At 41.3% G+C, this 26,355-nt stretch carries 18 protein-coding genes and 2 pseudogenes; 9 read left to right on the forward strand and 11 right to left on the reverse strand.

Annotation, left to right across the window (positions count from 1 at the left end; translation table 11 throughout):
- Window positions 1-179: pseudogene (locus TOL9009_RS50690) on the forward strand (IS701 family transposase); the annotation flags it as partial.
- On the opposite strand, the gene TOL9009_RS0102375 reads toward TOL9009_RS50690, so the two are convergent.
- Window positions 161-481 (reverse strand): hypothetical protein, encoded by a 321-nt coding sequence (locus TOL9009_RS0102375; protein ID WP_029630938.1) that lies wholly within the window; start codon window positions 479-481, stop codon window positions 161-163. The pseudogene TOL9009_RS50690 and the gene TOL9009_RS0102375 sit on opposite strands and share 19 nt — an antisense overlap.
- A gap of 22 nt (window positions 482-503) precedes the next feature.
- A complete protein-coding gene (locus TOL9009_RS0102380) occupies window positions 504-1,001 on the reverse strand; it encodes a hypothetical protein (RefSeq protein ID WP_029630940.1) in 498 nt (165 codons plus the stop codon).
- A gap of 146 nt (window positions 1,002-1,147) precedes the next feature.
- On the opposite strand from TOL9009_RS0102380, the gene TOL9009_RS42845 reads away from it, so the two are divergent.
- The gene (locus tag TOL9009_RS42845; protein ID WP_072022075.1) at window positions 1,148-1,318 is read left to right on the forward strand and encodes a ribbon-helix-helix domain-containing protein; all 171 of its coding nucleotides are present in this window, start codon (window positions 1,148-1,150) and stop codon (window positions 1,316-1,318) included.
- Window positions 1,319-1,782: 464 nt separating this feature from the next.
- On the opposite strand, the gene TOL9009_RS37625 is transcribed toward TOL9009_RS42845, so the two are convergent.
- Window positions 1,783-2,127, reverse strand: a complete 345-nt coding sequence (locus TOL9009_RS37625; protein ID WP_144238122.1) for a helix-turn-helix domain-containing protein — start codon at window positions 2,125-2,127, stop codon at window positions 1,783-1,785.
- Between the two features lie 499 nt (window positions 2,128-2,626).
- On the opposite strand from TOL9009_RS37625, the gene TOL9009_RS0102395 reads away from it, so the two are divergent.
- Window positions 2,627-2,950, forward strand: a complete 324-nt coding sequence (locus TOL9009_RS0102395) for a hypothetical protein (RefSeq protein WP_029630943.1) — start codon at window positions 2,627-2,629, stop codon at window positions 2,948-2,950.
- Between the two features lie 344 nt (window positions 2,951-3,294).
- A complete protein-coding gene (locus TOL9009_RS0102400) occupies window positions 3,295-6,984 on the forward strand; it encodes a plasmid replication protein, CyRepA1 family (RefSeq protein ID WP_029630945.1) in 3,690 nt (1,229 codons plus the stop codon).
- Window positions 6,985-7,076: 92 nt separating this feature from the next.
- On the opposite strand, the gene TOL9009_RS0102405 is transcribed toward TOL9009_RS0102400, so the two are convergent.
- The 4 genes and pseudogenes from TOL9009_RS0102405 to TOL9009_RS0102420 all read right to left on the reverse strand — a co-directional run bounded on the left by TOL9009_RS0102405 (window position 7,077) and on the right by TOL9009_RS0102420 (window position 10,843).
- Entirely contained in the window at window positions 7,077-8,720 is a 1,644-nt protein-coding gene (locus tag TOL9009_RS0102405; protein WP_029630946.1) for a relaxase/mobilization nuclease domain-containing protein, read from the reverse strand.
- Between the two features lie 48 nt (window positions 8,721-8,768).
- Window positions 8,769-9,257: a plasmid mobilization protein gene (locus tag TOL9009_RS41930; protein ID WP_051502759.1), complete on the reverse strand. Its 489-nt coding sequence runs from the start codon at window positions 9,255-9,257 to the stop codon at window positions 8,769-8,771.
- A 284-nt stretch (window positions 9,258-9,541) separates the two neighbouring features.
- Window positions 9,542-10,054: pseudogene (locus tag TOL9009_RS42535) on the reverse strand (Tn3 family transposase); the annotation flags it as partial.
- Window positions 10,055-10,261: 207 nt separating this feature from the next.
- Window positions 10,262-10,843, reverse strand: coding sequence for a tyrosine-type recombinase/integrase (locus TOL9009_RS0102420; protein ID WP_029630950.1), 582 nt, complete (start codon window positions 10,841-10,843; stop codon window positions 10,262-10,264).
- A gap of 1,345 nt (window positions 10,844-12,188) precedes the next feature.
- On the opposite strand from TOL9009_RS0102420, the gene TOL9009_RS50280 reads away from it, so the two are divergent.
- Window positions 12,189-12,275 carry a hypothetical protein gene (locus tag TOL9009_RS50280; protein WP_221928629.1) on the forward strand — a complete coding sequence of 29 codons (87 nt, stop codon included), beginning with the start codon at window positions 12,189-12,191 and terminating at the stop codon, window positions 12,273-12,275.
- Window positions 12,276-12,454: 179 nt separating this feature from the next.
- Complete coding sequence (locus TOL9009_RS41935; protein ID WP_051502760.1) at window positions 12,455-15,475, forward strand: NACHT domain-containing protein; 3,021 nt, start codon at window positions 12,455-12,457, stop codon at window positions 15,473-15,475.
- A 288-nt stretch (window positions 15,476-15,763) separates the two neighbouring features.
- Here the strand turns inward: TOL9009_RS41935 and TOL9009_RS0102440 are convergent, their stop codons facing one another.
- Both TOL9009_RS0102440 and TOL9009_RS0102445 read right to left on the reverse strand, forming a co-directional pair.
- Entirely contained in the window at window positions 15,764-17,875 is a 2,112-nt protein-coding gene (locus TOL9009_RS0102440; RefSeq protein WP_029630953.1) for an NACHT domain-containing protein, read from the reverse strand.
- 26 nt (window positions 17,876-17,901) lie between these two features.
- Window positions 17,902-18,804, reverse strand: a complete 903-nt coding sequence (locus TOL9009_RS0102445; protein ID WP_029630954.1) for a CHAT domain-containing protein — start codon at window positions 18,802-18,804, stop codon at window positions 17,902-17,904.
- Window positions 18,805-19,055: 251 nt separating this feature from the next.
- Here TOL9009_RS0102445 and TOL9009_RS37640 point away from each other — a divergent pair, with 251 nt between their 5' ends.
- Window positions 19,056-21,137 (forward strand): CHAT domain-containing protein, encoded by a 2,082-nt coding sequence (locus TOL9009_RS37640; protein WP_029630956.1) that lies wholly within the window; start codon window positions 19,056-19,058, stop codon window positions 21,135-21,137.
- An 18-nt stretch (window positions 21,138-21,155) separates the two neighbouring features.
- Here TOL9009_RS37640 and TOL9009_RS37645 read toward each other — a convergent pair whose 3' ends face one another.
- Window positions 21,156-23,636, reverse strand: a complete 2,481-nt coding sequence (locus TOL9009_RS37645) for a tetratricopeptide repeat protein (RefSeq protein WP_084763080.1) — start codon at window positions 23,634-23,636, stop codon at window positions 21,156-21,158.
- Window positions 23,626-23,766 carry a hypothetical protein gene (locus TOL9009_RS46780; RefSeq protein ID WP_186227457.1) on the reverse strand — a complete coding sequence of 47 codons (141 nt, stop codon included), beginning with the start codon at window positions 23,764-23,766 and terminating at the stop codon, window positions 23,626-23,628. The genes TOL9009_RS37645 and TOL9009_RS46780 overlap by 11 nt, the downstream gene beginning before the upstream one ends.
- A gap of 279 nt (window positions 23,767-24,045) precedes the next feature.
- Here TOL9009_RS46780 and TOL9009_RS0102465 point away from each other — a divergent pair, with 279 nt between their 5' ends.
- Window positions 24,046-24,951, forward strand: a complete 906-nt coding sequence (locus tag TOL9009_RS0102465; RefSeq protein ID WP_029630958.1) for a hypothetical protein — start codon at window positions 24,046-24,048, stop codon at window positions 24,949-24,951.
- Window positions 24,952-25,012: 61 nt separating this feature from the next.
- The gene (locus TOL9009_RS0102470; protein ID WP_029630960.1) at window positions 25,013-26,329 is read left to right on the forward strand and encodes a CHAT domain-containing protein; all 1,317 of its coding nucleotides are present in this window, start codon (window positions 25,013-25,015) and stop codon (window positions 26,327-26,329) included.
- The last annotated feature ends 26 nt before the right edge of the window (window positions 26,330-26,355 follow it).

Raw genomic sequence — 26,355 nt, forward strand, 5'->3', positions numbered from 1 at the left:
AATGTCGTAAAGCTCGTCTTCAGCGAAATCATATTGCTTGTGCTATGTTGGTTTGGTTAAGATTGAAGAATTTAGCTTATCAAACAGGTCAAACTATTTATAAAATCAAGCACAACTTACTTTCTAATTATCTAATTCAGCAGCTAAAACGTCCAGACGTTTATATGTGTTTGGTCTGATTTAAATTACCGCGTGGTGGGGCGAAGCCCCGCCCGCATTTTGTGCCAGTTGCGTAAGTCCTGACTTTTTCCGGCTGGGGCGATTGTTGTTCATCTGAAGATTGGATTGTTGTTAATTCTGAGGCTGTTTCAATTGCTGCGATTGCAGTCAGAAAACTTTCTACTACAGAAGTAATTTCTTCTTCTGTTGGGTTATCTTTATCATTAACAATAGAAGTGTAAACTTCTCTTATTTCAGCTAGTGATTTTTTAATGCCCATGCGGTTGAGCCGAGATTGGATTCTTTTGGTGTAGGTGGTCATTTGATTTCTCCTTTAGCGACCGTTACGCAACTTGTTTGGATTTGATATTAACAGTCTGGGGATTTACTGATTTGTTGGTTGCGTCAGGCAAGTGTTTTTTGACGTATAATCTTGCTGCTAATACTACAGGTATTAGTTCTTTACCTGCGTATTTTCTGTTTTTATCAAAGTGTCGATTATTTACAGGTTCAACGGAAGCGAACCACCTAATAATTGTTGTCTTATGAGCCTTACTCTCTGTTATTTTTTGGAGATATTTGAAGACCTCTTCACCGGATACAACTATATTGTTGGTGTCGTTTACAGCTGCTAAATACTGTTCCATAAGTATGAAGAACGGCAATTTTAGGAACATGGTTTTTTTCTTTAAATCTGCTGCCATACCTACTGTTTCAAGGTTTACTTCCAGCCCTAAAACTCTAATATCAGATTTAATTCTGTACCATGACCTATCTGAAATTGGCTTGCCGTATTTAAGCTCAAAAAAAGCTTTCAATCGTGCATTATTTGTCAGTGCCATAATTGTCGTATTACCAAACAGAATAATACTAGCATAAGTGAAGCCAAGTGAAGCACTAAACTTCACCTTGGAGTCATTAAGTTTTTTGACAAAAAACTTATGCGATAATTAGCGGGGCTGATGAGTGAAGCACATGGAAGATAGGGATGCCCGTCAATCCACAAAAAAGTAAGAAAACTAGTATAGTTGTACCTATTGAAATTTATAGCGAAATCGATAATTTGGCTGTTGACGAAAGCCGAACCGTCAGTCAAATGATGGTGGTTCTAATGAAGGAAGCTTTGGAGCAAAGACGAAAAAAACAGGAAAAATCCTAAATTTTGGTTTATTTTCTTACTGCCAAAACTGCCATATTGCCATACAGCTATAGGGCTGAAAGAGTAGTTCTGCCGTTTGTAGTATTTGAAGATTACTTCTTGTATTGCTTATATTATTGCAGCAGATTTAAACCCTGTGTTTATAAGGGTTTGATGTTGTGACATGTGTTGAGTGCAGGCATTGCAACGTGGCGACACACTCATTAAAATTGAACTGCCATAACGTGTAGTTGCACTTTTTTGACTCTTACTGCACTTGCTGATTCTATAAGGGTTTCAGCTTTTTAAATAACAGAAGTGCCATAGTTAATTGGTTTGCATCAAGATTTTTAGTTACTACTATAAAAATCTGGATTTTCACAGTAGTAACTGACTTTTAAACTTATAATTCCAGTCTTTTATCTTTTTTGGTGTTTGCCTGAGTGTTGGTTGTGACCTATGGGAGCGTGGTAGCAAAAAAATTCCTACCCTTGTAACGACTTAACAGTCCTAATAGCTCTCTCAAGAAGCTCCGATTCGGAAGGTCTTTGATGTTCGGGTTGTTGTTCAACTACTTTACGCATTGCTTTAAGAATAGTATCAACTCCCTCAATGAAGAGGTCGATTGCATCAGCGTTGTAGGGATTTTCAATTTTGTTTTGGCACGCCAATTTATAAAGTTGGGCAGGTGGTACTCCCATTGCGCGAGCAAGTTTTATCAAGCTGCTTTCTGTCGGATTCCCTTGTACAAAGCACATCCCTCGCAATCCAGGTCGTGTTAAACCAGCCCGGTCAGCGAGGTGTTGCATGGGTGTGCCCGTTTCTTCCATATATTCAAGGATAAATTTTCCCAGTGGCGAGCAGTCCTTTGGGTCAATCTTTACGAAGGACATAAATCAGCAGGTAGTTGAGAGATGTTCAGCTACTTTTTACAGTATAGTAGTGTTGATTACTTAGAGTAGCTCATTGTACTACTCTCTGGGTTAAACAAAAGCATCTAAGAGGTGAAGAGACTATGAAGACCAAAAGTAAATTTGCATTTCCTAAAAAAGAAAAAAGCTGGTAGTCGCTTTGTTGTTAGTCCAAGAAACTGAAGGAAGCCTAAAATACTACAACCGCTGTTGTTGCCTGCCTTGCTAGTCACTAGTCCAATGAGACGATTACCAGTCGCTCTCACAACAAAGTTGGAATACCAACCAACTTTTCAACTTTAACTTTGAAACAAAATATTTTTTTGTGTAACAGCTCAATTTTAGGCTAAATTGCAGTTTTTTGCTAACGATCCATAGCGGCTACCCGATGTTCACCACAATCATCCGGTAGCGAAAAATGGTATTACTTACAGAGCATCAACTAAACTCGACCGTAGATAAAAGCTCTAAAAACCAATCGAAGCAAGCATCAGAACGAAAATCATCACCAGATGCCGCTTTCAAGAAGCTGTATATCCCAGCACTAGTAAAAGCATTACGCGAGTTGGGATTTTCTTGCTGTGGACAAATTAATTTCTACCGATTACAGCAAGCTTGGAAGACGCAAGCTTCAAATTGTGTGAACTTGCTGACATTTCACAAATTATCTGACTTTTGGCTTCATAACGACTCTAACTTTCGCTCCTTAACCGAATCGGATAATTTTTTCACCCATCTATAGAGTCCAACTTTTTCCCGTGAGAAAGATTTGGTTTCTCTATAGCTGGCTCCTGAGGGAAAGCCAGCTTCCTGCGATTCTTTACTTGAAACAACTGTTTACTTGCGTGCTTCGATTTCTATCAAACCCTGACAGGATATGGGTTTTCAGACCATAAGTGCAGGAAATTACACGATTTTCGGTACGATGCCTGATACAGGACACGCAAATAAATTTTTAATCTTGATTGAATGCGCGGGGATCGTGAATGCGAATAATTTCCATTCATTCTGGCTAAGACTTCGTAGAACCAACTAGCGCCAACTCTCTCCACGGGGCAACATCAACAATTGCCAGGAGATGTAAACATGGTTGCTTTTTTTAACAAAAAAGATTTTATCCGCACTAACCGTCACTTATTGTGTCCAGCCTGCGGTAATAACAAGTGGGATTGCCAAATTAAACGCGATGGCACTCTTATAATGTGCCTCAACACCCACCAAAGTATTCCCGGCTGGAAATATTTAGGTGATGCCAAGGGCGGTGCATTTTGGGGTATTCTGGTTGCAGAAAGTGCCGACTCTGGGCGAGACGATCGCTCACTAGAGCGTTGGGAGCGCAATTCCTCCCAACGGGAAATTAACCGTAGACAGGCAACAGAAGCTTTAGCCAAGGGAAAACTCGCGTCAGCAGAAATTGATGCTGCAACTAAGAAATTAGCCCAACATTTTGGATTATCTCGCCGTCACCGGGACAACCTGCTAGCACGGGGTTTAACGAACGAACAAATCGATCAAGTCGGATTTTTCAGCGTTTCCCCTGGCTCTAGGCTACCTGCCCTATTTCCCGTAAACTACCCCGGTGTACGCTCTGGTAGTCTTAGCGTGGCATCTGAGGGGATATACTGCCCTGCAATAAACAAGCTTGGGGAAATCCACGGCGGACAAATTCGGCTTGATAACGAAGCCGACGGTGGCAAGTACCGCTGGCTAAAAGGCTATAAATCCAGCCACCTGCAAAACGGCGAACTACCAATTACCATTATTCCAGGTGGTGATGCTCACTATAAAGAGGCATGGATTACCGAGGGTTTACTCAAACCCCTCATTGCCGCTCACAAACACGATCGCCTAACAATTGGTGCAGCAAGTGGTAACTTCAGCGGTTCCCCCGAACAATTTCAAGAAATTGTAACATCTTTTAATATAACCACCGCGACAATTCTCCCAGATGCCGGAGACGTGAAAAACCCCCAAGTAATCCGTCGCTGGATTCGTCAATACGAATTCTTCCGCAGCCTGGGGTTATTCGTCCGTGTTGGTTGGTGGGGACAGCTTGATAAGGAACAGCACCAGGATATCGACGAACTGCCGCTCTTTACCGAAATTGGTTATATCAGTTGGCAGCAATTCCTAGCGTATGCCCGTGAGCATGGTGGACTCCAGTCAGACGATAATTGGTTTGACTCTAAACAACTTAACTTTGGTGATTATAAAGAACGAGTTGCCAAAACGCAACAATCTTTAGAAGATTTCTCCCCGTGGGCAGATTCGATAAAAGAAGAGAGATTTTTAGACTTAAACCTCAATAATCTCACCAAAGGTGTTTATCTTTTTAAATCGGGAATGGCAACTGGTAAATCTACACTTGCCCTCAAAATTGTCGAACATTTTAGCGAAGGCACCGTACTATCTTACCGCAATTCTTTACTACAACAATTTTGTGAAAAATCTCAAGATAAAGTCATTCACCTCCATCATATTTCCACTACCGACAAGCGTTTAAATAAAAGGTTCCGCTCGCTTTGTTCTTGGATTGCAGCTTGTGTTGATTCTTGCTTTTTATTATCATCCCGAAAAGTCTTAATCCTCGAAGAAGTCGATAAACTATTGCAGCAGATGCTAGCAGGAAGCACCTGTCGCAAGCGTCGTAAGATTATTATTGAAAGTTTTGTTCGCCTGATACGTGAAGCTGATTATGTATTTTGCTTCGACGCTGACCTCACTGCAATTTCTTCTAGATATTTACAAGAAATCTCTGGTAAAAACATATTTGGAATTTGGAACAAAGGACAAGTTCCAGCATGGAATGTAAGCGTATATGGTGGTGAAAAGAAAGTATTTAAAAATGGTCAAGTCCGGGAAATGAAAAATGCTCGTGGGGGCTTTGAGAAAGGACTTGTTTATGATGCTGCTCTTGGCAATAAATTGCTAGTTGTCAGTGACGCACAACGCAACTTAGTTGGTTTACAAAGCGTTTTAGAGTCTTTTAATCTTGATGTTTTACGAGTTGATAGCATGACAAAAGCTGACCCAGAGACAAGCCATGCTGTTAACAGTTTCTTGCAAAAACCCAACGAGTATTTAGCAGAAAATAAACCGCAAGTAGTATTGATATCTCCTACTGCTGAAAGTAGCTTGGATATTACTCTTCCTTATTTTGAGCGGGTGTACGGTACATTTTTTGGGGTGATAAACCACCGTCAAATTATGCAGATGTTGGCACGGTACAGACAGCCTGTAGAGCGAATTGTCTTCTGTAAAACTTATTCTCTCTTGGATAATCATGCCTCTCGCTCTCCGCTTCCAGAAGTTGTGGCTCGCAATTATTTTAACAACCACCAATCAGCTATAGATTTGTTGGGTATTTGCAATTATTTACCTGAGAAAAACGAGGCTAGTAGTGTGATTGAAAATTTGGAACAATTGATGAATCCTACTTCTAATAAGTGGCAATCACCACATTTTAAAGCTGTTTGCAGCTATACGGCACTTGATAATCACAGTCGTGCTAATTTGCGTTCTGCGCTGATTCGAGATTTACAGAATATAGGACATAATGCTTCAGAAATGCCCATGCAAGTTTACGAGTCTTTTAAGAAGATTAATGAGGCTCGCGACGAATGGTTGAAAGAGGAATCTGAATCTATTTATGAAGCGGAAGATATAAGTTACAAGCTTGCTCTAAAGCTTTGGGAATCGATGATGCTAACACCCTCAGATAGACACAAAGCTACAAAAGCAATTTTAAAACATAAACTACCAGGTTTTGATTTTGATGCTGATTTTATATACTCTAAACACTTTAAAGACCCAGATTATATCAGTCAGCTGGAATTACGCTGGGCTATGGATAATCTGGAAAAACAAAAAATGTTTGATGTTGAGCGCTGGCTAAAATCCCTTAATTACGGTGATGAGATTTGGGATATGCGTTCCCGTGCAATGCAAGCAAGCATGTTGTGTGATTTGGGTGTGCCTTCTTTGGTTGATAAGTTGAGTAGAAAATCTGGGGCGAGTCCTTCCCTAGACAAATGGGGACAGGCTTCATCAAAAATAGTCGTGGGTAATTGCGGATCTACAAAACAAGCCTGTCCCCATTTGTCGTGGGTTGTTGCAGGGGGATGGACTGGGGAAGAGGAATTAATTCTTGATTTTAAACGGGTTTGTGTTAAAAATTCTTACAAACTGCGTGCTGTGTTGGCGATTAATGCTGCTGCTGATAGCGATCCGGTTTATTTGCTAAGACGAGTTTTGTCGAAAATTGGTGTTGTGATAGTGCGCGATCGCCATCGTGTTGGAGGGGGGAAAAGAAAGTATTTCTACCACTTTGACCCTACCACCTTACCGAAACTTGACGACACGACACGTTTTGTGCTAGAGGCGATTGACAAGAGATTTTCTAAACCTCCAGAACTGTCCCCAACTAGCCAAAGATATAAGAAATACTATATCTCCAGCCAGTCGGGGACAGTTTTTGTACCGGATTTAGACCCGTTAGAAAATCCGCATTTGATTAATAAGCTTATAAAAGTCGAACCGGCTGTGGATAAAGAACAGTTGGAGGAAATTCGGTTAAACCGCGACTCGCAACAAATAGTAGAATTTGAATTGAGTGTGCCTGAAATTCTATGTGGGTGCGACTCGTGGGAATTGGTCGTGGATTTTCTTGAACTTTATGAACGTAAGGAGAGGCAAGTGGCTTGGGCATTGCTTTCTCAACACGAGAGGGAAAGGTTAGCGTTCTTAAAAAAACATTCCCAACCGCAATTAATGTAGGGGGGTAGGGTTGAGCAGTAATGGCATTGTGCCGAGACGCTTGTAAAATGTGTTAGAAAAATCTAACCCTTATAACTATAGCTCTGGCTGCTTTACAGTTCTATACCATCAGCTAAATTACTTGGTTTAGTCTGTGATTGTTGACGAGCATCCAATATTTGTTGTATTTTTTGGAAATTATCTACATCAACTTTTGTCAGTGCAATTCCTTGGGGAGTTTGATTCTCATTGAGGGGAATGAACGCAATTATTTCTCCTGACTTGTGGCTTACATATATAATATTGTCCTCACCAAGCTGGAGGTCGTACTTCTTCGACTTTTTAACTAGGTCTTGTTGTGACCACAACAAGAGTACAGTTTGTGCGATCGCTTTTGCGTTCTCGTGTTGCACCTGTGTGCTGTCGTCACTATTGGTTGGGGTTGCAACTCCTGATGCTTCAAGTCGTGCGTTCGCCGCGTAGGACGGGCGTTCACTCGCCATTGAAGAGGGTAAACCCTCAATAGACGGTGTTTTGTCATCGGACAATAACGTTATTGTCACTTCGCCAGTTGGTGCTACAGTGGATACCTCCGGTGGTGGTGCGGGTGGTTCGGCTGCACCGCATTGAATAATTTCACTATCGCCCTCCTCAGTTATAAGTGCTGGTACTTCCTCAAATTCTTGGCTTTGGGTTGTTTCTTCGGTTGTGTTCAAAGGGGGTGGCTCCCCTACCACAGTTTGTTTTTTAGCGAATAATTCATTTGCTATTGTTGGAACTTCTTCAAGTGCTGGCTCCAAGTTTGCTGTTGAATTATCTTGTGTACTTAATACTTCAATAGTTGCTGTTTCTTCTGATGCTCCATCGGATGAAGAATCTTGTTTAAAATTCCACTCAATCCAACTTTCCAGATAATTAACCCACTTATCGTCAATTGTTCGCCCACGTTTAAAACTTTCAATTACTGACTCAATTGGATCTCGATAATCTTCAAGATAGCTAACTTTTAAATGTTCCCGGATACCAATGTGTGTATATAACTTCCCTAAATCCCCACCCTTGAACGGTTGTCCCTCCAAGCAGTAGCTTATCCCCTTGAGCTTGCCAGTACGGGTAAATTTACAATCGACTTGGATATTTTCTTTTAACAACCGTGCTACAAATACTGGCATGGCTGGTTGGTCTGCCGCCGCTTGTTCTATACTATTTTGCAACCGTTCGACTATATTTGGTTCGCCCGATTCTTCAGTTTGTTGTACGTGTTTGGGATATGCTTTTTTCTTCTGGACTTCCCAACTGGACGGTTGGATAATTAAATCGTATTGTTGTTCGATTTGGCGCAGGATTTTTTCTGTACGGTAGTAATCTAAATAATCGTCGTTGCACTCACCGTCGTAGGATACCCGATTGATGACCATATGAGCGTGGGGTCTGGGTTGTCCGTCAAATTCGGCATCATTGTGCTGCACCAAAATAAATTGGTTGTTGGATAGTAACAAAGCGTCAAGCAAGTCTTGTCCTATCTGGCACAATTCCCACTCGTCGAGGGTTCTATCACCGGGGGCAGGACTAAACGACAGGTGCAGTACGGGTTTTTTGACTCTTTGGTTTTTATTGGCAAAGGAGCGAAACTCCCAAGCAAGTTGGGCGGGTGTTTCTCCTGCCATATTAGTATTGATTAGTTGCGCGTCTTTTTTACCCAGGACATAGGCAACACAACCGTAGAAGCCATTTCCCTTGGTGATATTGCCAATCACTAGTCCTCCAGGGGGAAAGCAACAAAAGAGTCTGGTTGTTCGGGTTGGTTAGCGCTCAACAGCAGATTGTTTTAACTTTTCGGGCTGTTCGAGATGTTCGAGATATTCGGCATGTTCTGACTGTAAGGGTTCAGAGGGCATTCCCACCAGTATTTGTTTGATTTCCAGCAGCAATGGTTTGAGGGCTTCGATTTCCGTCCGGGGGTCAGCAGCGATGGCGATCGCCTCTCCTAACTTGACAGCACGGTTAATTGCATAGGCAATTTGGTTGATGTTGTTGCCAATTCTCCCCAGTTCTATATATATGTGTTCGTTGATAGCTGGTACTGGTGGGGCGATATAAATGCGTTCGCGCTCAACACAGTAGCGGATAAATTTGGAGAGATTCTTCCCCATACCAGCAGCAAGAGCTTTAGCTTCCCAATCTTCTTTTTCCTCCTCGGTTAGTCTGAGACTAATAAGACTTGTCCGTTTTGGTTTGGGTTTTGACTTGCGTCCAGAAGAGAAAACTTTTTTGGCTTCAGTTTTTTTATCCATCTATATATAGGGAAGTTTTTATAAATAAAAGAAGTTTTTTAATCTATAGTAAGTCGATAAATTTATAGGCGATTAATGATAATCACGCTTAATATTGGTAAGCAACCCCACGGCTAGAAGCCAGAGCTTCCAAAGCGAGGTGGTTCGGTGATATTAAATCCACTATTATTTTATCGAGTTTTGGGGGTTTCCAAAGGGGGCTTGTCCCCTTTGGCGAGCTTGGTGGGGTAAAGACAAGATACGCGCAAAATTTATCACGACGTAAAGTTTTGTAACAAATTTACTCAAAAGCCTAAATTTAACGTTTCCTCTAGTGCTGGTGGAATCGCATCGAGATCAATCAGATAATCACCAAAACGCTTAATATGACTGGTTAAATAAGGACTCAAAGCCGCTAAATCTTCTCGCTCCCAGAAAAAACCTTCTTTTCTTAGCTGAAGCAAAACCTCAGTTAAATCAACCACATTATGGAAAATAACAGCATTAGCTACTAAATCACCGTACTTAATCGTCTTCTCTTGTTGTTCAGGGTCATTACTGGCAATCACCCCTTCTCCTCCAAAACAAAACCATTTAGAAAAGCCATTATAAGCTTCTACTTTATTGGTCATTGCTGTAATTTGTTGACGTAACTTTTGGTCAGAGATGAACTGTAATAAAAAAATAGTTCTAATAACTCTCCCTAACTCTCGAAATGCTTGATAGAGTTTATTCTTCCGACTATAGTTTCCCAATTTTCGTAACAACATATCTGAAGAAATTTTGCCTTCTTTAATAGAAAGAACCACGAGTAAAACTAGCAGATTAAAATAGTTCTCTTCCCCAGTCGTAACTTTTAAGGCGAATGCTATCTCTATCCTAGTAGGAGTGTAAATTTTATCGAGTTCATTGGGGGTATAGTATCGTTTGAATCTGGGATAAGCTGTCCGTTCAATTGATGCCACGAGTGAGAGAAAAGATGGTTATTTTCAGTTTACAGGAGCATTGTTATCACCCCTAACGGCTCAATCTGTCCAAAAAGATTCAAATCTTTGGGGGGACATCTGCGTGTAGCGAACTGTATGGTGAATATTCTTATGTCCCAAGTAGTCCTGAATCGCTCTGGTATCATGACCTTGTGAAGCAAGATAATAGCCACAAGCATGACGCAGTTGATGGGGATGAACAGATTCGTTAAGTCCCGCTAATTCTCCGGCTCTGGCTATAATGTGACGAATAGTTCGGGTGGATAGGGGAGCTTTGCGCTCGGAGACGAACACATACTGGGTTTCGCTCTTATCTCGTTTAATCTGACGTAATGCCCTCAATTCAGGAGCGCGTAGGGGATGAGTGCTATCATGCCCGTGTTTTGCTCTTCTTATCTCAATATAGCCGTCGCTTAAATCAATTTGTGACCATTTCAGAGAAACTAACTCTGCCGTGCGAAGCCCATGCCGAAACATGAGTAAAATAATCGCTGCATCTCGAACTCCATGCCTTCCGAATGAATGCGCCCCTTTGATCATCGCTTCAACTTCCTTTGGACGCAAATATTCCCGCTCTCGCTTTGAAGCTACTTTGGCAGGGGGAGGAGGGTGAGAAATCATCTTTGCCGAAAAGGGAAGTTGGGGTAGTTGGGAAAGAATGGCTGAAAGCTTTATTGTCTGTTTCTCTCTTCATTATACATTGCCTAAATTGACTCAAACTAGGCAATGTTTGAAAGAAAGAAATACATAGCTACTTTACAAAACTTTACACCGTGATAAATTTTGCGCGTATCTTGTCTTTACCCCTTGGTGGCGCTACAAACTAAAAATCACACCCATAAATGTAATACGCTGCCATTGCTCGCTTCCTTGAATCTACGGGGGTATACGATAAGTATATCTCAGGCGGTAAGTCTTGTCAGCGTGGGGGGAGAGCGCGATAGTTCGGTTTTTTGTGGTTGGGCATCAGTAGCAATGCGGTGGCATGACGGGAGTAGGCGCAACTATCCCATAATGCGGGGTGATTTGTGATAATACTTTTGTACTGGGAATACTTCTACTATGTAGGGGGTTAGTTTAGGGATGGTGGGGGATAGCCAGAGATGACATTTTCTCAGTATAAGATTATGGTATAAGGAGTCATAAGAGCGAAACTGAGAATCTCTTTTTTATCGGTAGGAATGGTGTTTTTGCAGGTAATGCTCAAGGCAATTATCTGACGGCAGCATAGAAGACTTCGCTGTGCGAGTACTGGTTCGCTTGAGCGCCATCGTTTTGCAGATGTTACGTGGCAGGCAGTAACAAAGGGTCGCAAAAGTTAGAGGTTATCTACGGTGAACATCATGTATAAATATTTTCCTACTTTGCGGCAAATTTCACAGAAAACAGCTTTGTAAGTGCGTCGGTAGTTCTATTGCTGCACGCATACACCTCAACTATTGCTGATGACTACTGCCTGTATAAAGCGTATATAGAGCGTCAATAGCAATTGACCTGAAAATATATACGGGCGTTGGCTTTTAGCCCTTGATTTTCACCGCATTTTTACGCGGGGGTGCGTTCTACCTACGCATAAAGAATGCATCATTAATGTCTGAAGAGTGTACGTCAAGACTTATATTCAAGACCGCCAAAAGAGCTAACGCGCCTCTTGGTAGCTCTATTTCAATACTGATTTTGGGTACTTACAAGTATGCTTGTGGACTCACTCCACAATTTTTGCCCTCACGGGCATCGCTCCGCTAAAATTGTTGCGTTCGCTATTCCCATCGGCGCATCCTCAAAGTCCAGTCCCAGGTAGAACTTATGGACGGGGACATTCTCCGTCCGTTTAGCCAACGCTTTCACCACTCGTAACGTGATCTCCGTAAAGGGGGCGATCGCCCCCGGATATTTCTTCGCTTGAGACTCTATTGATCCTGGTTGCCGCAGCGGGATATAGCCAATAGGCAAGAACCAATAACTCATGCAATTGGGCAAGTATAATGTCAACATCGCACAGGGGCAAGATATTCAAATTGGCGATCGCATCTTCAAATCTCGTTCTCTTTAGATTTACCTCTTACGGAAAATCGGCTATTAAGTAGGGTTTGCAAATGTGATAATAATAACTAAAGCAATATTAAGCGTAGGCGTAGCCCGTTGTAGACATCGCTTTTAAAATAAATTCCTGATTAAATTCCACTGCTTTGAGACGCACGACAATTTCGACTAGCTAGGAAAGGATAATAAATGACTCGCCCTGATGAGTTGGTTTCTATACTTGACCGCATTCTCGACGGCTGTGGAGATGAGGGGGATGTTGCGATATTGCGTCAATTCCTCAAAGAAAGCAGTGGTCAAAATGTTGTGCAGTTGGGGAAGTACAACATCAATATTGGTGAGGGGCAGGATATTCATATCGGCGACAAGGTTTATCAAGGAGCCGACGCACAGACTATTCGCAGCATATTCCTGGAGGTATTGTCCCAGAACACGCGACAATTAGAAATCGACTGGCACAATATCAGTCAAGCTATGCTGTCCGAGCAGCAGCGACTCACGACAAACCCGCTCACATCAGGCGAGGGAATTACCTATCGGACAGAGCAGGTGTATGTGCCATTGGGACTGGTGGAGCGTAAAAAGCCAACTCGGCGACGCGAGGATGTTTCACCAGAGCAGGGTTCGGAACTTTACCGAGAAACGGAAATTACCCAAACGTTTGAGCATCAGCAGTTTCTAGAGCAAGTACTGAGGCACAGACAAAGCCCCAAAAGTCAGGGAAGACGCATTGCGATTATTGGCGAACCGGGGGCAGGGAAAACAACGCTGTTGCAGCAGATTGCTCAATGGGTGTCTCTTGAGATGGCGCAGTCGGTTGTGATTTGGGTGTCTTTGGCTGATTTGCGAACGCGTGAACTGGAATCATATTTGTTAGAGGTATGGTTGCAAGCAGTAGCCCGAAAAGTCGGACAAGCCGAAGCATCTACCCAGGTTCAAGATAATTTTGTGGCTCAGTTTAACCAGGGGTTGGTGTGGCTGTTGTTGGATGGGGTTGATGAAATGCAGGCGACGGTGGGCAATCCTTTAGGGGAGATTGAGCGGCAAATTCGTACCGGAACTTTGCTACAACAGGCGCGGATTGTGCTTTCTTGTCGGTTAAATCTTTGGGACGGTGGTAGTAACGCCCTGGATTCCTTTGATAACTATCGCACGCTGGAGTTTTGCTATCCCCAGCAGGTGGAGCAGTTTATTGGCAATTGGTTTGGCTCCCTACCGTTAGCAGAAACGCAGACAGGACAACAGTTGTGTGCGGCGTTAAGGGAATCGGCGAAGGAACGAATTCGGGATTTGGTGAAAAACCCGTTGCGGCTGACGCTGCTATGTTTCAACTGGTATTTGGGTGAAGGGAAATTACCAGAGACGAAAGCAGGGTTGTACGAGCAGTTTGTGGCGGATTTTTATGAGTGGAAGAAGGGGCAGTTTGCGACAACAGGGGAGCAGCGTAAGGGGTTGAATGCAGCTTTGGGAGAATTGGCGCGGGAGGCGATCGATAAGGAAGCAACGCGGTTTCGGTTGCGACAGGAATTTGTGTGCGAGTATTTGGGTGAACCGGATGATGCAGATTCGTTGTTTGGGTTGGCGTTGCGGTTGGGATGGTTGAATAAGGTGGGGGTGGATGGGGATAATCCCAGGAAGGGGGTTTATGCGTTTTTCCATCCGACTTTTCAGGAGTATTTTGCCGCGTTGGCGATCGATGATTGGCATTATTTTTTGAATCATATTCCTGAAAATCCAAGTCATGTAGATGCGAATTATCGGATTTTTGAAGTTTATTGGAGAGAAACCATTGTATTATGGCTTGGATGGAAGACCATATCAAAAAATAGTAAAGAAGAGCTAATACACGAATTAGTTCATTTCAAAGATAATTGTGGTAATTTCTATCGAATTCAAGCTTATTTATTAGCTGCGGTAGGTATTTCAGAGTTTTCAGTAAGTAAAGGTTATGTAGATGTTATTCTGGACAAGCTCATAACGGTAGGATTTGGCACGCTTGACGAGGCATCGAAAGAAACAAAGATATTTCCCAATTCTATTTCTCAAAGTGCCAGAAATGTTTTGGCAAAAAGCTACCATCCCAGCACCACAAGCAAATTACTGCAATTACTTCAAAAAAATAAAAATGAAGAAAATCAAGAAAAAATAGCTAAAATAGTTCTTTCATTATGCCCTGGAAATCAAACGGCATTACTATATTTAATCAATGTGTTTAATACGACTAAAAACCGTAATACTATTCAGTCTCTTCTCAAAGACTTTCGAGAAGTAGATTTAGGCGAATTGAAATCTGAAGTAGAGAAAACACTTGAATACTTATTATATTATTACTTGGAAGTAGATTTTATTGGCTATCTAAAAAGTGAAGAACTACCAACATATTTTCGATGCAATAAATTAGATATATACCTATTTTTAGATGTAATTACAACACTTAATTCGATTCAATTTTTTTTTAAAATCTCCAAGACACTACTAGAAAGCTTTTTTGAATTTGATATATTAGATGATAATATCCAATGCTTATTAGCCGAACAATTACTAGAAATAGATACTGAACATCCATTAGCAAATAAAGTATTAAGGACTATTTATCAATCCAGTCATGATGATGATGCTAGATTCTGGGCTGTTCTTTGTTTATCTAAAAATGATTCAGATAAAATCAGCTATTTAAACGAGCTAATTGATAACACTAAAGATATTGATACGGCTATCGATATTGCTGAAACTTTATTAAAGATAGACCATATAAATATAAAAGCACTTAATTTTATGACTGGGTTGCTTGACACAACATATGGCTTCTACTGTTTTTACTCTGCTGAAATTCTTCTCAAGAATAACCTCGAACGACAAAAGGCTATTGATGCACTTTTCGATTTACTGAAAAGTGATGAGATCGGTACTCGTCGTTATGCTGCTGAAGCATTAGGGAATCTATATGTTGATTGCAAAGACGCTGTTGATGTTTTGTTAAAGGATTTATCCTTTCAAGGTGAAGAGATACGAAGCTTTCCTTTTGCTGAGACTTGTCTGGGTAATCTCAAATTAGAACGTTTGCTTGCAGCAGTAGTTGTAAAATTGAAGGAATGTCTTCACCAATCTTCAGGCTATGTAAATCGAGGTGCTTGCTATGACAGTTTATGGAATTACGCAAGTAAAACTCCTTATCCTGTTTTTTACAATGCATGGAATAGTAAATGTTGAAAACAGCAAAAATACTGACAAGCATTTGCAGAGGAAAAGTTTGAAAGTATTGTTAGCTTTATATTTTTTTGCTCTCCCGTACTTGTAGTGGAAAACCGCCTAATTACTGATAAGTTACTAAAAAGTTTAGGCTGAAACCCTTAGCCTGCAAAGGCTTTGTGCATGATTAGCTTTGCTTATCACCACAACTACAAGAGAACCTATTTATTTGAATTTAGCAACTAAAAATATCAATAAATTTATTGGCATTTTTACTTAATATGAAGGTATAGTGCGAGTAAGATTGCCTTACTCTGATTTTTCGCGTTTGCGTTTTTCAATTTCGGCGCTCGGTAACAGCAACGTATCTTCAATTGCGTCTTTCACTTCATCACTCATTACACAACTACTATTTATGCAAGCTACCAGTAACTCATTTGCAACGTAATACTGCCGAAGCAATTCTTTCTGCTCATTACTGAACTGCCAATCATAACCAATATTCCTATGCTCAATCATCACAGTTCTCAGTTTCTCCTCCCAGCCTTTACCGTTTGACTGCCACCACTGCTTAAGGAATTCGGGAGCATTTTCTGGATTAGGTAATTTATCTTGCAATGTTTGCAGCACTTGATTCAGTTCAGGAGCCAGATTGCAAGCAATAGCACGGGCAATAGCACGAGCAAGAGCACGGTTGATATCCGTGGTAAAGTCACTTAAATTAACATTGGTAGTATTGACGATTACGCTGTTAGTGTCGAGGTTACGAAAGATATAGCTCACACTGTTAAGGTTACGGCAAATGGTACAGACTAGAATGTTAGCGCTATTCCAGGCACTTAACAGGTCTCCGTCTAGCTCAATTTCGATATAGTCATCATTTTCTAGGTGGCTATTGCTGGCAATGGTCAAATCAAGCTTAGTGGCAATGTTGCTAGCAAGGTAGGAGTACAATGCTCGAACTAATGCTAATTTGGATGAAGCTTCAACGGATAATGATTTTTGGTTGACCCAGATTAGAAACTGCTGTATAGTCCTGTCCTCTGACACGAGTGCATCTACCTGAGTTTTCATTAGCTGTAGTAAATAGTTAGCATTAGGTGATATTTCTATCATTAGCAAAAACATCTCTCGCAAAGACTTCTTAATTACCTGAGTTACTAGATTGTGAAATGCCTGCTTGAACTCTTCTGAGTTGAAACTAGCAATCTTTTTAGCGCTAAAGTATTCCTGAAACGTTAGATGGGAAAACGACCAAACCTTCTGCGCCCTCTCAATCAACAACCCATGCTGTGACTCGATCGCCCGCAAAACCCCTCGACTATCCCACTGCTCAATTCTCAAGAACCCCGCAATATACGCCTCCAATTCCTCCTGTTCAAACAACACATACTGCTCTTGCTCAAACTTTTTCACTGCTAAAAAACTCAAAAGCTCCAACTTTTGCTCCACAGACAAATCCCGATAAATCTCATCTCGCTCAACTTCCCGCGATTTGTCCCACTGTTCCAACAATAACTCCAAACTCTCCTCATACAACTTGGAACGCTTCGAGTAAAATTTCCCCGTTTGCTGGAATACCGCACAAGTTAAACTCAACAAAATCGGCGTAATCGCCAATTCCCGAATCGGTTTGTTCTCCTCCCTAAACAACTGTTCCAAAAAATCCCGCGCTTTGTTCTTCCCCGTATCCCGACATACCGTATCAAACCAATGTTCTGCAAACGCTCTCACCTGCTGCTCATTAAAATCAGCCACCTCCACATAATCGAACCTTTCAAACCGCGATTCCTGGCTTTGCGTTCGACAAGTTACCACCACCAGCACTTGGGAATAAGCACGAGCAAACCGCTTGATTTCCCTGGTAATTTGCTTTCCTGCTTCCCCCGTCACCTCATCCAACCCATCCAGCAACACCAAAGCTTTACCCTGGTTTAGCACCAATTCCATATCTACATTACTCAACCGCCAAAGCTGTCCCAAAAACTGCTCCAAGTTATATGCATACTTGCGTCCGTCGTCCACAAACTCCCGCAGCTTTATCAACACGGGAATTCGTTGGGCTTGCAATTTTCCGTTATTGCATTCGGTGACAATCCTTTGCAGGTATGTAGTTTTCCCCGAACCCGGTTTACCCACCACCATCAAATTCGTATCTTTTTCCAGCACAGTCAAACCCGACACGCGCTGCTGTTCCTTTCCCAAACCAATCCGATCTAAACTGCGGTAGTTGGAATTACCCGTTGTAAAATCCTGCCACAAATCATCCAGTTCCGACCTGCGGGTGCTGCTAAGTGATTCCAGGATATTTACATCTACAAACAAATCCCCCAAAGGAACCCAATGGTCTACTCCCCATAATGGCATAACACCGTGCAAACTTTGAATGCTGTCGTGAATGCGCGATCGCACTTGCTGCACCAAGTCATCAACTGGATTTGTTACCCTTAATTGGATTTTTTTTTTAGATTTTTGAAGACTGGGGTATGTTCTTCTGGGATTCCTTGTAATGCAATGGCATCGCAACCACCGTTATAAGCATCCTCATACGACCAACCAGCCCCTAGTTCATCATAAAAACCAACTGCAAACTTAATCGCTGCGTTGTCTCCTATCTTACTATTCATGCCGACTACATAATTGATATGTTGGGCAATCGCCGAAGCTTGAATCTCCGAATAGCAAGCGTTGAGAACAACACATTCCAGTCCTCGCGTAGCAAATCGTTTGAATAAATTTGCTAAAGCTTCAGTTGGGACAAGTTGCGCTAACCCTGCATCATTTTCCAAAGCTAATCCATCATCTCCTGAACCATGCCCGCAAAAGTGAACAATCTCTGGCTTAAAATCCAACAAAGCACGACGTAAATCATCGGGACGAACTGCCCAACGTTGCTGCAAAGTAAACTTTTCTCGCTGCTGCGACCTTCGCAAACCCTCATCAATTTCTCGCATCTGTTTGTCTAAGCGCAATCTCGCTTCATTCGTGGGGCTGGAGGCTAGCACTAAAATAGTTTTGCGCGAACTACTTTGAGGATTTTCCCGTTGAGCTAAGTTCTGAAACTCTTCAAAGAGGATAGAGCGAATAATTTCTTGGATATCTGCGGTATTAGAACCCTGAATTACTGCACGAGCAACTTCTCGAATTGCTTGTGCATCAAGTCCTTGGTAAGTGCGATCGCCAATATGAATATCTTGTCCCTGTCCGATATTAACGTTGTACTTACCTACTTGCAGATTTTGGCTACCACCACTATTTAACCACTGACGCAAAGCTTCAACATCGCCATCGGTTTGATTTCCGTTGAGGATGCGTTGAATAATGTCGTTGAGGTTACTGGGGTTCGCCATTTACTCGGAGTTTTTAGTTTTATTTTAGACAATAAAGCATTGGATATATATTGAAGTTATTCTTAAGCTTTCTTGTATTCAATATTTATCTTATTAGCTCCCCTTGAGGCTGTGGTATCATTACTAACACTGGCAATAAAATCAGGGTCTTGCATTTGTTCGAGCTTTGCAGCTATTTGTTCCGGTTCTTCGTACTCTGCGAAGGTATTGTAAATAACATATAATTTTTAGCTTATCTACCCACCACATATATGCAACTAAAAAAACTGAGTATTTCTTTACTACTATTTTTTCTGGTTTTCACATCAATCATCCTACCAAATGATTTTTTGAGAATAGCTGGAAATCCACGTACCTTGGCTCAGACTCCAATCGAGCAGCAAAAAGAAATTTCCTCAAAGATAGAATTGTTAGAAAGTACAGAGCGATCTGTTGTACAACGACTCAATCAATCTGGTGCTTCCCATGATTCTGACAGTGAATTTAGTACTCTATACGACATTGGATTTAAGTATTTTAACTTAGCTCAAATCTCTGAAAGACTTGGTTATCTTTCCCAAAAAAATACTGCTTTAGCGGGGGCAGAACGTGTACTTACTCTAGTTGTCAGTAAAGTCAGTGTTTTTTCATACAAGCCTACTCCTAGCCAATGTAACTCTAGCACATCACCAGATGGTTTTAACTTTAGTTTTACGTGCTCAATAGGCGGTGGTAATACTTCCTCGGCAACTCTTAGATATCAAACAGGAGACGTAGAGAATAGTACTTTCAAACTTCTTCAACAGGTTTATGTTGCACAAAATCGCAAAGAAGATGCGTTATTAGCTGCTGAATACAGTAGAACAATAGACATAGATAAAAATCTTTTATTTAATTTAAATGATGGGAATTGGACAAAATTTGTCAAAGATTTATCTCCCAGGTTAACCATTGAAGATATAAAAAAGATTGCTAAAAATGAAAATTCTACAATTGTTAGTTACTCCATTATTTCCTACGAGGATGATATAAAATACTTAGTTAGTTCTCCTCAAAATCCAGGGAACACTCCACCAGCAAGTAAACTTTATATTTGGGTTATTCGTCCTACAGGACAAATTTCCTTTGTTGAGCGGCCTCTTCAATTGGGAGCCTTGCAGAATGATGGACAGACTCGCCCATTTCCTGAAGAGTGCAAACTTTTAACTGATGTTTCGGATGATTGCCGTGGAGAGCAGTTGACTGCCTTGGCACAAGGTATTGCCAAACTTCGTGGCTCTCTGGGAGTCAGAGAACGTGGTACAACCTTAAACGCACCTTCTTCACTCACACCAAAACAAATTACAGAACAAAATAAGCAATTAAATCAGCTTTATCAGCTTCTAATTGCACCTATTCAAGATTTACTACCTGCTGTTCCGGAAGAACGTGTGATTTTCATACCACAGGGGTCACTTTATTTCATTCCCTTTGCAATTCTCAAAGATTCATCTGGAAAATATCTAATTGAAAAACACACAATTCTGACATCTCCTAATCTGCGTGCATTACTTTTAAGCAGTCGCAATCGAGAACGGAGTTCCTCGCGTAGCAAAAATGCTTTAATTGTGGGAAACCCAACGATGCCGACTATTAAAGTAGATAATGGTAATTCAACTCAAAAACTAGAACCTTTACCAGGAGCAGCCAACGAAGCAAGAGAAGTTGCCCAACTTTTGAAGCAAAAGAAATTTGATGTTGATCTGCTCACAGATAATCAAGCAGATGAAAATAGAGTAATTCGTCGAATGCGAGATGCAAGAATCATTCACCTTGCAACCCACGGTATTATCGATACAGGCTCAGACAAGCTTAATACTTCAGTTTCATCTTCATCTTCTCAAAAGCCTCAGGGATCGTTAGCTGAAAAATTCCAAGAACGCATGGATAAATTGTTATACTTATACCGACAGTATCAACCTAAGATAGCATCAGGTGTGATCGCACTCGCTCCATCCAAAGATGAGGACGGTTTACTTAATGCGTCTGAAATCATCAAAATGAAACTTCGGAAAACTGACCTTGTTGTCTTAAGTGCTTGTAATACAGGTCGGGGGCCTCTAACACCAGGAGGAGTAGTTGGATTGCCATTCTCATTTAGTGTTGCTGGAGTTCCCAGCATTGTCGTATCCCTTTGGTCAGTACCAGATGATTCGACCGCGCAGTTGATGACCAAGTTTTATGGACATCTTCTCAATGACCCAAACACAGATAAAGCTCAAGCATTGCGTCGGGCGATGCTGGAGATGATGCAAAAAAATCCTGACAATCCTAAAGAATGGGCAGCATTTACACTTGTTGGTTCGGCTAACTAAAATTACAGATTTAAACCCTTAATTATCTGAGTTATTAGTTTGTAAAACCAGTAATTTCTCTAAGTTAGTACGAATTTGAACCGTTATGGGATGATCAGAACCAATTTGTGTCTCCAAAATTTCTATTGCTTGAATGTATAAGGGTTGTGCTTCCGAAAAACGGTTCTGCTCTCGGTAAATTTTCGCTAAATTATTGAGGCTAATTGCTACATAAGGATGTTTTTCACCTAACAACCGTTTTCTCATATTAAGTGACTGTAAGTAGAGAGGTTCAGCCTCTAAATAACGTTCTTGCAAGTCATACATATACCCCAGATTATTTAAACATGTTGCAACATTTGGATGTTCTTCACCCAACATTTTCTTCTGTAATTCCAAAGCTTGAAAAAGCATCGGTTCAGCTTCCCAATATTTTGCTTTAGCAAGATAGAGCATTCCCAAGTTATTTAAACCATCTACTACGTTGGGATGCTCTTCACCTAGCAATTGTTTAGAAAGTTCCAATGCCTGTATGTAGAGAGGTTGTGCTTGATCATATTGCTCTTGTAAGTTATAGCAATATGCTAAATTACTAAGGCTTGTGGCAATACGTGGATGCTGAACTCCCAGTAACTTTTTCCGCATTTCTAAAGCTTGAATAAATAAAGGCTCTGCTTCCTGATAACGTCCCTGCTCGTTGTAGAGCATTGCCAAATTATTTAGACAATCGGCTATCTCAGGATGTTCATTTCCATATGTTTGTTTCCATATTTCCAATCCTTGCGTGAATAGAGTTTCTGCCTGTATGTATCGTCCTTGTTTGAAAGCAAGTACAGCCAAACTATTAAGACTATCTGCTACATCAGGGTGATTACTTCCTAGTAGATGTTTTCGCATTTCTAATGCGTTCATATATAAGGATTCAGCTTCTGTATAACGCCCCTGAAATTGATAAATTCTTGCAAGATTACTGATGCTAATTGCAATCTCAGGGTGTTCAGTTCCAAGTCGCTCTTCTGCTTTGATACGGCATTGCTCGTACCAAATTTCTGCTTGATTGTAGAATCCTTGGCTTTCGTAGAAACGACCTAAACCTGCAAACGGCTGAATGAGTTCTTGATCACTTAGGTAATTAATTAAGGTTGTCCCAGCTTCAGCAACATGAGGCATCATTGGTGTCATCTGCAAGAGAAATTTTAGAGTAGGTGACTCTGGAATTTGTTGAGCAATTGATGCCATAACTTGACAAAATTTCTGTTTTTGAGCATCTGCTTTATCTATCTCAGAATATTTTTCTTGGAGAAATTCTCGTATGAGTCTATGTAATTGATAAATACTGTCTGCCTTACGTTGTAGGAGGTGTAGATTCACTAGATTGTCATCTCGAATCTCCTCTAGGTCATCTGGATCTTCATGAGAAGCAACCTGTTCAACTAACTTCCAAGGAATGGGAGTGATGGCAAACAAGCTCAATAGAAAGGCTAAGTCCTTTGTTGAGTCATCCAAAGTATCCCAACTTAAGTTGAAGGCCGCTGACACTCCCAGTGGTTTCGTCATGTCAGAGTCCGGTTTTTGCAGCGATCGCTCTTCTAAGCGTTTCTTCTCTAATCTTTGCTGGATTTGTGCAATGGATAAATCTGGTTTGCGATCTAGGTATCGCCCCACCAATTCTAGCCCTAGAGGTAAATAGCCTAACCAGCCACAGAGTTGTTTAGCGTCATTTAAGGTTTCATGAATACGATCTTTTCCCACTAACGATTTTAGTAGCTCTAATGCAGAGGACTCATCCAAAACCTCTATTTCCAGTTGTTTAACTGATTTACCTAGTCGCAACTGAGTTGTAATGAGTACTTTAAAACGAGATTCTGATGGTGGTAGGTAGGGTTTAATTAGTTTGTAATCTATGACATCATCAATAATAACTAGCACTTCTCCGGCTTGCCAGTGCGACCAACAAAACCCAACTTGACCTAGTAGGTCTAATTCCTCCGATGGGTTGAGTTGTAGACGCGATCGCGCAAATTGAACAATTTGAGACCCAATATTCAAACCTCTTGCCTGTAACCAGCAAATTCCCCCCAAATATTGTAGCTTGTACTTCAAGGCATATTGCAAAGCCAGTTCGGTTTTGCCAATTCCACCCATACCCGTGATTGCGGTCACAGTAATCCTTTGGTTGTCTTGGAGCAACTGGTGCAGGGTATATAACTCGTGATTTCGACCAATAAATTCCACCACACCGCTGCGAGGTAGGTTTTCAACAATTCCAGTTGCTTTAGGAAGTTGCTTTTGAACAACCTCAATAAGTGCTTGAATTGCGTCATCATTCCACGTAACAAAGACGCGATCGCCAATGTGAATATCCTCTCCCTGACCAATATTGACGTTGTATTTGCCTAATTGTAGTAATGCCTGATTATTGCCTTCCTTCAGAAATTGACGCAAAGTACTGATATCTGCCTCAGCCTGCTTGCCTTCAACAAGGCGATCAAGAAGGTTACCCAGTTCCTCAGAGTTCATCGTTTCCTATAATCCTCATTGCACGATCGCCTGCACTCAAAATTTGACGCAGAGTTTCTATATCTGCTTCTGTGTGGGTTTCCCTGACAATGCGACCAATAATACTGTTAATGTCGTTAGAATCTACCATCTTTTATAAGTTTTTAGTTTTATCTTACACAATTCAATACCTAAAATATTTAAGCTTTTCTTTAGCTTTTTTGAATTAAAAAGCTGATAATAATGGGTTTTACCTCATATTCTGATGGATATTAGAAATATCTTTCTATTAGCTTTCGCCTGCTAGCAAAATATTCTTGTATTGAAAAAATTCTACTTGTGAGCCAAGAAATATTTAGGAATCGCAGTATCTACCTTTGTAGATTCTATTTTATTCAAAACGGAAGTTTTAACAAAGGAGACAGCACAAATGAACGATGAGCTAACCCCGCCAAACCCAGAAGAGACGAATGCTCTATTATCTAACTTGCTACAAGAAGTTCAAAAATGGGAGGGAACTCTCGCTGGTGGTACAAAACTAGGCATTGGGGCGGAAGCTGTTGACAGTCTGTTTAAAACAAAGGTCAGTTTTGGCAATCCTCAAGACAAGTTAATTCGCCTCACAGAGGAGACATTTAAAAATAGCGGTACTGAACTGATTGACATTTACAAGCAGCAGATGCGCGACCATTTCGATTTTTATTACATGACTCACACCGTAGATTTACGACCTGAACGAGGCGCTCAGTTTTGGCGGTTAACCTGTGAGCTGGATTTTGGGCCGAAAGGAAGCAAAGAGCCAATTATTCAAAGCTTATTCCCTTCCGATAAATGGCGCTCAGTGATGAGTTTTGGTGTAGGTATGGATGTGGGGTTGGGTGGTGACTTGGAATGGAGTATAGGAATCGATAGCTCCCAGTTGGCTCAATTTTTACCATCAATTCCCGATAACCTGAAAGCAAGCGTGTCCACTAAGGATAATTTCAAGGTGTTTCTTGCTATTCCAGCTTACGACTATAAACTTGGTTACTCAGAAATTATTACTAACGGTGAAGGTAACTCTCTGTGTTATTGGCGTATTAATGATGACAATTTACAACGAATTGGGACAGCAAAATTTGCAATTGTCTTTAAAGTACCTAAGGGAACTGATTCGATAACTGTGCGGGGTACAGTATGGGCTGAACCAAAGATGAACTGGTTAACTTCTACTTTAGAAGATGTAGCTGCTGCCTTGTCGGAGCGTTTTCAGAGATTGTTGGGACAAGGAGATGATGCTGCAAGCCAATTCGCCCGTGGTGATGCCGAATTCTGGACTTTAACACTTCCGAAATAAACCTAATTCACATCATTAAAATGTATGTATTGCTACGGCAAGGGTAAAAGCTAGTTTTGATATGAATAAAAGTTATTATACTTACCGCATCCGTATAGCTAACGTTGAGCGCGTGCAGGTAGAAAAGTGGGACGCTCAACACAAGCTTTTGGGAGAACCTTCTGGTGTCTTTCGTTACAAAGATAACTTAGAAGAAATTAACTCCCTGATTAATACAGCACGAAATGGCGAAATCAAAAACTCTAAGCAAGCGCGTCTGGTTGGAGAAGTGCTATTTAATACTTTATTTGACGATACGCTGCGTCAGGATTTTGTAAATTTCCATTTCCAGGTTGTACAGCAAGAAAGCCAACTGTTGCGAGTCGAACTAGATATTAATGAGCAGGGGATGCCTGAAATTGCTGCATTGCCTTGGGAATTCATGTGCTTGCCTGCTAGTGCAAACTTAGGTGAAATTTGGATAGCTACAGATCCAAATTTGGTCTTTTCTCGCCGACGCGCCCAATGGCATCCAGCCCCGCCAATTCAGCTAGAACAAGGAGAAAAGTTAAGGATTGCATTAGCGATCGCAGCCCCAAAAGATTTAGGTACAGTTGAGTATGAAACAGTAAAATCGGTACTGGAAGACTTAGCGAAGGAGCAATCTGAACGTATTGAGTTATTGCCAATTGTCAATCCAGCCACTCCTAACGCTATTGATGCTCTGTTAGAAAAACAGCCCCATATTTTCCACTTTATCGGTCATGGTCGTTTGCAAGATGAGGATGGGGAAGAAGTTGGACAAATTGCTTTAGTAAAAAAAGTATTGAACACAGCATCATGGGTAGATGCTGGAGGTTTTGCCGAGTTACTAAATCGACATCGCCCAGGTATTGTGTTGTTGCAAGCTTGTGAAAGTGGAATGTCCTCTGCATCACAAGCTTTTGTAAGTGTAGCCTCAAAAATTGTGCAGCAGAATATATCGGTAGTCGTGGCGATGCAATATGAGGTATCTAATTTAACGGCAAGTCAGTTTGCTTACGAATTCTACGAACGATTAGCTCAAGATAACCCGGTAGATATTGCCGCGCAAAATGGACGGCGTACAGTTGCACTCGATACGCAGTATCGCAAACGCGATTTTGCTACCCCTGTCATCTTCATGCGTGTGCAGGATGGGTATTTATTTAAACGTCAGAGTGCGGGAGATGAGACGCAGGGTAATAAAGCTGCAAGCGAGTCTAGCCAACAGTCTGCTGCACAAGGCGGGACTCAGGTTACACAAAATGTGCAACAGAATGGAGAAAAAAATATGAATTTTGGCGAAGCCAGTAATTTTAGGATTGGAGATGATTATTACGAGTCTGAATCATCTAAAAACAAGAATAATCAAAAATAAGATATTGGGTAGTGAGGAAGGAACAG

It is taken from the genome of [Scytonema hofmanni] UTEX 2349, from assembly GCF_000582685.1.
GTDB lineage: Bacteria > Cyanobacteriota > Cyanobacteriia > Cyanobacteriales > Nostocaceae > Hassallia > Hassallia hofmanni.